Genomic DNA, 238 nt, shown 5'->3' with positions numbered 1-238 from the left:
GACTACCAGGGTATCTAATCCCGTTTGCTCCCCACGCTTTCGTGCCTCAGCGTCAGAATCGGCCCAGTCGCTTGTCTTCACCTTTGGCGTTCCAGTTGATATCTACGCATTTCACCGCTCCACCAACTGTTCCAGCGACCCCTACCGACCTCAAGACACACAGTCTACCAAGCAGTTCCAGAGTTGAGCTCTGGGATTTCACAAGGCACTTGTATGTCCGCCTACGCACCCTTTAAGC

1 rRNA gene is annotated in these 238 nt (G+C 53.8%); it reads right to left on the bottom strand.

The window, feature by feature from the left end:
- A 16S ribosomal RNA gene (locus tag ACTHSL_RS14170) occupies window positions 1-238 on the bottom strand; the annotation flags it as partial.

Source organism: Neisseria sp. P0008.S010, from assembly GCF_051962715.1.
In the GTDB taxonomy this organism is placed as follows: domain Bacteria; phylum Pseudomonadota; class Gammaproteobacteria; order Burkholderiales; family Neisseriaceae; genus Neisseria; species Neisseria elongata.
Note: the sequence above shows the minus strand (reverse complement) of the source record. Positions and strands in the feature narration are given on the sequence as shown.